The organism is Granulicella sp. L46, from assembly GCF_009765785.1.
GTDB lineage: Bacteria > Acidobacteriota > Terriglobia > Terriglobales > Acidobacteriaceae > Granulicella.
In genome coordinates, this window is sequence record NZ_LMUT01000005.1 from 234152 (window position 1) to 240703 (window position 6552).

Genomic DNA, 6552 nt, shown 5'->3' on the forward strand with positions numbered 1-6552 from the left:
GGAAAGTAAAACCATGGCAGATGAGTTGAAGCAGGAAGAAGAGCAGGTCGTACCGGTCGGAGCCGATGAGGCGCTGGCGAGCGACGTTGCGGTTGACCCTGAGACCTCGACTGAGGGCGAGGCTGTTGGCGGCGAGACAGCGGGCGGCGAAGTTGCTGCCGCGGCGCCGGTCAACGAGAACTTCAAGTGGTACATCATTCACGCGTACTCGGGATTTGAGCGCAAGGTGAAGGAATCGTTGCAGAGCCGCGTGGCGGCGTACCACCTCGAGGACAAGGTGGGGCGGATCGAGATTCCTACCGAGCCGACGACGGAGCTGCGCAACGGGAAGAAGTACACGATCGACCGCGTGTTTCTGCCGGGGTATGTGTTCGTGGAGATGGCGCTGGACAACGATATGTGGCACGTGGTGAAGAACACGCCGCGGGTTACGGGATTTCTGCAGACGGGCGATCAGCCCAATGCGCTCTCCGAGGCTGAGGTTAATGCGATGTTGAATCGCAGCGATGTGACCAAGGAGAAGCCGAAGCTCAAGCTCAAGTTTACGAAGGGCGAGCAGGTTCGGATTACCGATGGGCCGTTCAACAACTTCAATGGCGCGGTCGATGACGTCAATGAAGACAAGCAGACGCTGAAGGTGATGGTATCGATCTTTGGCCGGCCAACGCCTACCGAGGTTTCGTTTGCGAATGTTGAAAAGGTAGAGGCGTAAAGGCAGAGCGTAGAGGATAGAGCGTAGAGAGTAGAGCGTAGAGAAAGACTTGCTCGCGGGGCGAGCATGAGCAGCAGACAAGTTTTGGGAGTCACAGCCCGGGCGCTTCACCGGACCTTCTAACTCCTGGCAGTACGAGCGGTAGAAAAAATCATGCGAGGCGATGTGCAGTTGCACCGCCCGCAACATTGAGAAGGATTACGAATATGGCACCGAAGAAGGTTCAGGGATACGTCAAGCTACAGATCATTGCCGCGAAGGCGACGCCGGCACCGCCGGTTGGACCAGCGCTTGGACAGGCGCAGGTCAACATCATGGAGTTCTGCAAGCAGTTCAACGAGCGCACCAGCAAGGATCCGTCGATGGCGGGTCTGACGATTCCGGTCGTCATCACGGTGTATGCGGACCGCACGTTTTCGTTTATCACGAAGACGCCGCCGGCTCCGGTACTGCTGTTGAAGGCGGCTGGAATTCCTAAGGGCTCGGGCACACCCAACAAGGACAAGGTTGGCAAGGTGACCGAGAAGCAGATCCAGGAGATCGCGAAGCAGAAGATGCCGGACATGAATGCGGCGTCGATTGAGTCGGCGGCGAAGAGCATTCGCGGTACGGCGCGGTCGATGGGCATTGAAGTCGTCGCGTAAGCGGAAGTTTAGAAGAACAAAGGGCGCAGAAGGATTGTGGAGGGTCTCCCTCGCGATCCGGCTGCGCCCTTTCTGTTGCCGGGTGGTGAATGGGGTACGGCTGCGGACTCGCGTGGACGCATCTTATTGTTAGCGATCGAAGTGTGCGATGCTGCTCATTGTGCACAGATGCGCGGTGTGCGAGGTATCAGAACTGACTCATGGCCGTTTCGAATACATTCCAGCGCGATAATCCTGCGATCAACCTTGGGGCGGAGGGATCGGCCTCCTTGCTGGAGGCGATTGTCCATTCTTCGGAAGACGCGATCATTGCGAAGGATTTGGATGGAATTGTTACGAGCTGGAACCCGGCGGCTACAAGAATCTTTGGATATCAGCCGGAGGAAATCGTTGGGCAATCGATTCTGAAGTTGATTCCTCGAGAGCTGGAGCATCAGGAGCCGTTCATTCTGGGCAAGGTGAGGGCTGGGGAACAGATCGCGCACTTTGAGACGGAGCGGGTGAGAAAAGACGGGCGGAAGATTTTTGTGTCGTTGACGATCTCTCCGGTACGGGACAGCCGCGGGAACGTGATTGGGGTGTCGAAGATTGCGCGGGACATTACGGACCGGCGGCAGATGGAGATTGCCCGGGCTCGGCTGGCGGCGATAGTGGAATCGGCCGATGATGCGATTCTGAGCAAGGATCTGAACGGCACGATCACGAGCTGGAACCAGGCCGCTGAGCGGACGTTCGGGTATAGCGAGGATGAGATGGTGGGGGCGTCGATTTTGACGCTGGTGCCGGAGGAACTTCATCCGGAGGAGCAGATGATCCTGGGGAAGATTCGCGCGGGGGAGCGGATCGAGCATTACGAGACAGTTCGTCTGGCGAAGGATGGGACGCGAATGAATGTCTCGCTGTCGATCTCGCCGTTGCGGAATGCTTTGGGTGAGGTGGTGGGCGCGTCGAAAGTGTTGCGCGATGTGACACAGCGGAAACGGATGGAGCAATCGCTGGTGCAGGCGGAGAAGCTTTCCGCGAGTGGGAGGATGGCGGCGTCGATTGCGCACGAGATCAATAATCCGCTGGAGGCGGTACTGAATTTGATTTACCTGGCGCGATCCAATTCCTCGGATGGGGAGGTGATCTCGTATTTGAATACGGCAGAGAGCGAGCTGGTGCGGCTGTCGCATATTGCTAAACAGACGCTGGGGTTTTATCGCGAGCAGAATTCGGCGGCGATGGTTTCGTTGACGGAGTTGGTAGGAGAGGTGCTGAAGATTTATAGCTCGAAGCTGCAGGAGGCGGGGGTGAAGGTGGAAACAAGCTTCGCGTCGGCACGCGCGGTGGTGGTGCGGAAGGGAGAGCTGATGCAGGTGGTCTCCAATCTTGTGACGAATGCGATGTATGCGATGACGCCGGGAGGTACGCTTCGAGTGACAACCGAGGATGGAACGTGCGGCGACCGGGAAGCGATTGTGCTTTCGATTGAGGACAACGGACGAGGCATTCCGGCAGAGAATCTTCAAAAGGTGTTCGAGCCATTCTTTACGACGCGCGGAGCGATTGGTACCGGGATCGGGTTGTGGGTGGCGAAGCAGTTTATTGCGGGGCACTCGGGAACGATTGGGGTGGAGAGTAGCACGGATGGGGTGTCGCACGGGACGACGTTTCGGATAGCGCTGCCGCTGGAGAATGCGTATGCGAGCGACTCGGCGAATTAAGCGCGGGACTAGTGGGGGAGCAGTTTGCTAATGGTTTCGATCGCACGCTGCTAGTGGTTGCGATAACACTCGACTTGCATGAAGTCGGTCCAGGTGCGGGCGTCGGTGGATTGATCGCCTTGGTTGTACGCCGTTAGGAACGCCGACTCGTTGGTGGGTTCTATCTTGCCACAGCCGGGCGAACGCGTGGGGGCGTGAATGATGGCGTGCGCGGTATCCGACGAGAGACGTGGTGTGTCGGGCATAATGGTTGCTTCGCGACAGGCTGCTTGATCTGGGCTGTGGTGAGTGCGAGATCGTACGCGATTCGCGCGGAGGTTGCCGATGTTTGTTCCGTCCACGTTTGCTGTGGCGCTGCTGATGACGATCCTTAGCACGGTGTGCTGGGGTTCGTTTGCGAATACGTTCAAGGGAACGAAGAATTATCGGTTCGAGCTGTACTACTGGGATTATGGGCTGGGGATTTTTTTGATTGCGCTGGTGCTGGCGTTCACGATGGGGAGTTATAAGGGCGGGCCTACGGCGTTTGTCGCGAATGTACACTCGGCCGATTACTTGAACCTGGGGTATGCGGCGCTGGGTGGGTTCATCTTCAATATTGCGAATGTGCTGTTGATTGCGGGCATTGAGATTGTGGGGCTGTCGGTTGCGTTTCCGATCTCGATTGGGATTGCGCTGGTGGAGGGCGTGGTGCTGAGTTATGCGCTGCAGCCGCGGGGGAATGCAGTGTTGCTGGGCGCGGGCGTGTTGATGGCGGTGGTGGCGGTGGTGCTGGTGGGGAAGTCGTATGGGGCGTTGCGGTCGGGCAGCCAGGAGGTGTCGAAGAAGGGAGTGTGGGTGTGTGTGGTGTCGGGATTTTTGATGGGGATCTTTGCGCCGTTTGTGACGCGGGCGATGACGCATGGGAACACGTTAACTCCTTATACGACGGCGGTGTTTCTTACGGCGGGGGCGTTCGTGTGCTGCTTTTTCTTCAACACGATTTTGATGAGGAAGCCGATTGTGGGTGTGCCGGTGGCGGCGTTGGATTATTTTCGCGCGCCGCTTGGCTATCATGCGCTGGGATTGCTGGGGGGAGCGATCTGGGGGCTGGGCACGGTGTTTAATTTTGTGGCGGCGAGTTTGGTGGGGGTGGCGATCTCGTATGCGATTGGACAGGCGTCGCCGATGGTTGCTTGCTTGTGGGGAGTGTTTGCGTGGAAGGAGTTCAAGGGCGCGAACAATAAGGCGAAGGGATACTTGGCGGCGATGGTGGTGTCGTATTTGCTGGCGCTGGTGTTGATTGCTCGTGCGTATGCTGGATGAATGCGGGAGGGTTTGTGGTCCTTGAAGCGGCGGTGCTGAACGTGGTTGGCGGCGAGGAGCGGGCATTTGAGCAGGCGATGAGGACCGCGCGTCCGCTGATTGAAATGACGCCGGGGTTTGTGTCTCTGGATCTGCATCGGTGCATGGAGACGCGGAGTCGTTACCTGCTGCTGGTGCGGTGGGAGAGCCTGGAGGATCATACGATCGGGTTTCGGCACTCTGACCGATATGAGCAGTGGCGCGAGCTGCTGCATCATTTTTACGAACCGTTCCCGTTGGTTGAGCACTATAGCGAGACGCTGTTTGCGAACGATTGAGATGGAGAGTATGGCGAAGAAGATTCTAGTGCTGGGAAGTTTTGTGGCGGACGCGGCGTTTCGTGCGGCTCGGCTGCCGGGCTGGGGCGAGACGTTGATGGGGAGCGGGTTTGCGCTGGGGCCGGGGGGTAAGGGGTCGAACCAGGCTGTGGCGGCGGCGCGCGCGGGAGCGCAGGTGCAGATGCTTTCGCGACTGGGCGATGACGCGTTTGGGAGGCTGGCTCGGGATACGTGGGCGGCGGATGGTATTGATGCGTCGCTGACTGAGAACTGCGAGACGCCGACGGGGTCGGCGGTGATCATGGTCGATGAGGTGACCGGACAGAACGCCATTATTGTTGTGCCGGGGGCTTGCTTTACGCTGCGGCCTAATGATGTGGAAAGGGCGGGGGCGGCAATTCGGTCGGCTGGAGTTTTGCTTGCGCAGTTGGAGCTGCCGCTGGATACGGTGGAGTGTGGGTTGCGGATCGCGCGAGAGGCGGGAGTGCGGACGATTCTGAATCCTGCGCCGGCGCGGGCGTTGAGTGATCAGATGCTGGGGCTCGCGGATTTTCTGATTCCGAATGAGAGTGAGGCGGCGCTGCTGACGGGGCTGCCGGTGGAGAGCAAAGAGGAGGCTGAGGCGGCGGCGCGGGTGTTGATGGGGCGAGGGGCGAAATGCGTGATTGTGACGCTGGGGGCGCAGGGGGCGCTGGTGTGTGCGGCGGGGGCAGACGCTCAGCTGGTGGAAGCGTTTCATGCGGGGGCGGTGTTGGATACTACCGGTGCGGGCGATGGGTTTTGTGGTGGGTTTGCGGCGGCCCTGAGTGAGGGGCGGACGGTGCTGGAAGCAGCGAGGTTTGGATGCGCGGCGGCGGGGATTTCGGTGACGCGGGCGGGGACGGCGCCGTCGATGCCGCGGCGGGAAGAGATTTTGGCGCTGCTGGGATAGCGAAGTTGCGTTGGCGGGACGGACGCACAGACGCGCGCTTTGCGCGCAAGAAGCAGGTTCCTCGCTCCGCTCGGAATGACAGCCAGAGAGGCAAGATCAACTGCAAGTGCAAATACAGGGGTCTCTCCACTGCGCATCGCGAAGAGTGCGATGCTTCGGTCGAGATGACGGGTGTCGGTGGGGAGGGGTGGGTTAGCTGGTGGCGAAGAGGCTGGGTTGGGCGGGGCTAGTCCGCTGGGCTGGCTTTTTGCGTTCCCACATCTCAGAAGCGAGATATGGGGCACCCGGCTCGGAGGAGGGATGAAGGGTGTTCGTTGAGGTGTGGTTGGATGAAGTAACGGGGGTGGAGAGGTCGCGGGTTAGGTGGGCTTCGGATTGGCGCTCGTGGAGGTGGTGCTTGCGGCAGATCTGGCGGGTGATGGTGGACATGCGGTTGCGGTAGGTGGCGTCTACGAAGTCGGCTTTGGAGTAGCGGCGATTGTAGTCGTCGGCCAGGTGGGGAAGGTGTTCGCGGATGAAGGCTAGCCAGGTGGGGCGGGAGCAGGATTTGAGGAAGAGAGGATTGGCGCCGAGGAAGCAGGCGCCGGCGGCGGCGGCGCGGGAGGCGACTGCGTCGATGGAGGCTACGCTGTCGTTGATGCCGGGAAGAAGGGGGCAGCAGAGGACGCCAGCGTTGAGGCCGGCGATGCAGAGCTTGCGGAGAGCGGCGAAACGGAGGTCCGGGCGGGGGGCGCGGGGTTCCAGCTTGCGGGCTAGGGCGGCGTCGGTGGTGGTGATGGTGAGGTGGATGACCAGGGTATTGTTGGCGGCGATCTGCTGGAGTAGGTCGATGTCGCGGGTGATGAGGGAGGACTTGGTGATGATGCCGATGCGGAGGCCTTTTTGGCGGGCGAAGACTTCGAGGAGAGAGCGGGTGATGCCTACGCGGCGCTCTATG

Annotated in this window: 8 protein-coding genes; 6 read left to right on the forward strand and 2 right to left on the reverse strand. The window is 59.9% G+C overall.

The annotated features are described in order from the left end of the window. Nucleotides 1-13: 13 nt before the first annotated feature. The 3 genes from nusG (at nt 14) to GSQ80_RS05185 (ending at nt 3062) form a co-directional block, all read left to right on the forward strand. Nucleotides 14-712 carry a transcription termination/antitermination protein NusG gene (gene nusG, locus GSQ80_RS05175; RefSeq protein WP_254059455.1) on the forward strand — a complete coding sequence of 233 codons (699 nt, stop codon included), beginning with the start codon at nt 14-16 and terminating at the stop codon, nt 710-712. Between the two features lie 206 nt (nt 713-918). Further along, nucleotides 919-1356, forward strand: coding sequence for a 50S ribosomal protein L11 (rplK, locus tag GSQ80_RS05180; RefSeq protein WP_158786513.1), 438 nt, complete (start codon nt 919-921; stop codon nt 1354-1356). A gap of 200 nt (nt 1357-1556) precedes the next feature. Continuing rightward, a complete protein-coding gene (locus GSQ80_RS05185) occupies nt 1557-3062 on the forward strand; it encodes a PAS domain S-box protein (RefSeq protein WP_158786515.1) in 1506 nt (501 codons plus the stop codon). A 50-nt stretch (nt 3063-3112) separates the two neighbouring features. Here GSQ80_RS05185 and GSQ80_RS05190 read toward each other — a convergent pair whose 3' ends face one another. Beyond that, the gene (locus GSQ80_RS05190; RefSeq protein ID WP_158786517.1) at nt 3113-3307 is read right to left on the reverse strand and encodes a hypothetical protein; all 195 of its coding nucleotides are present in this window, start codon (nt 3305-3307) and stop codon (nt 3113-3115) included. Between the two features lie 79 nt (nt 3308-3386). On the opposite strand from GSQ80_RS05190, the gene GSQ80_RS05195 reads away from it, so the two are divergent. The 3 genes from GSQ80_RS05195 to rbsK are packed head-to-tail and all read left to right on the forward strand — an operon-like array spanning nt 3387 to nt 5615. Then, complete coding sequence (locus GSQ80_RS05195; protein ID WP_158786519.1) at nt 3387-4367, forward strand: GRP family sugar transporter; 981 nt, start codon at nt 3387-3389, stop codon at nt 4365-4367. A 14-nt stretch (nt 4368-4381) separates the two neighbouring features. Beyond that, nucleotides 4382-4684: an antibiotic biosynthesis monooxygenase gene (locus tag GSQ80_RS05200; RefSeq protein ID WP_174241306.1), complete on the forward strand. Its 303-nt coding sequence runs from the start codon at nt 4382-4384 to the stop codon at nt 4682-4684. Between the two features lie 10 nt (nt 4685-4694). Further along, the gene (rbsK, locus tag GSQ80_RS05205) at nt 4695-5615 is read left to right on the forward strand and encodes a ribokinase (protein ID WP_158786523.1); all 921 of its coding nucleotides are present in this window, start codon (nt 4695-4697) and stop codon (nt 5613-5615) included. Nucleotides 5616-5807: 192 nt separating this feature from the next. Here the strand turns inward: rbsK and GSQ80_RS05210 are convergent. After that, on the reverse strand, nt 5808-6552 hold a 745-nt coding region (locus GSQ80_RS05210), incomplete at its 5' end, for a radical SAM protein (protein WP_305794640.1).

Coding starts and splice junctions, on each gene's coding strand:
- nusG (WP_254059455.1), top strand. CDS start 14: ATGGCAGATGAGTTGAAGCAGGAAGAAGAGCAGGTCGTACCGGTCGGA.
- rplK (WP_158786513.1), top strand. CDS start 919: ATGGCACCGAAGAAGGTTCAGGGATACGTCAAGCTACAGATCATTGCC.
- GSQ80_RS05185 (WP_158786515.1), top strand. CDS start 1,557: ATGGCCGTTTCGAATACATTCCAGCGCGATAATCCTGCGATCAACCTT.
- GSQ80_RS05190 (WP_158786517.1), bottom strand. CDS start 3,307: ATGCCCGACACACCACGTCTCTCGTCGGATACCGCGCACGCCATCATT.
- GSQ80_RS05195 (WP_158786519.1), top strand. CDS start 3,387: ATGTTTGTTCCGTCCACGTTTGCTGTGGCGCTGCTGATGACGATCCTT.
- rbsK (WP_158786523.1), top strand. CDS start 4,695: ATGGCGAAGAAGATTCTAGTGCTGGGAAGTTTTGTGGCGGACGCGGCG.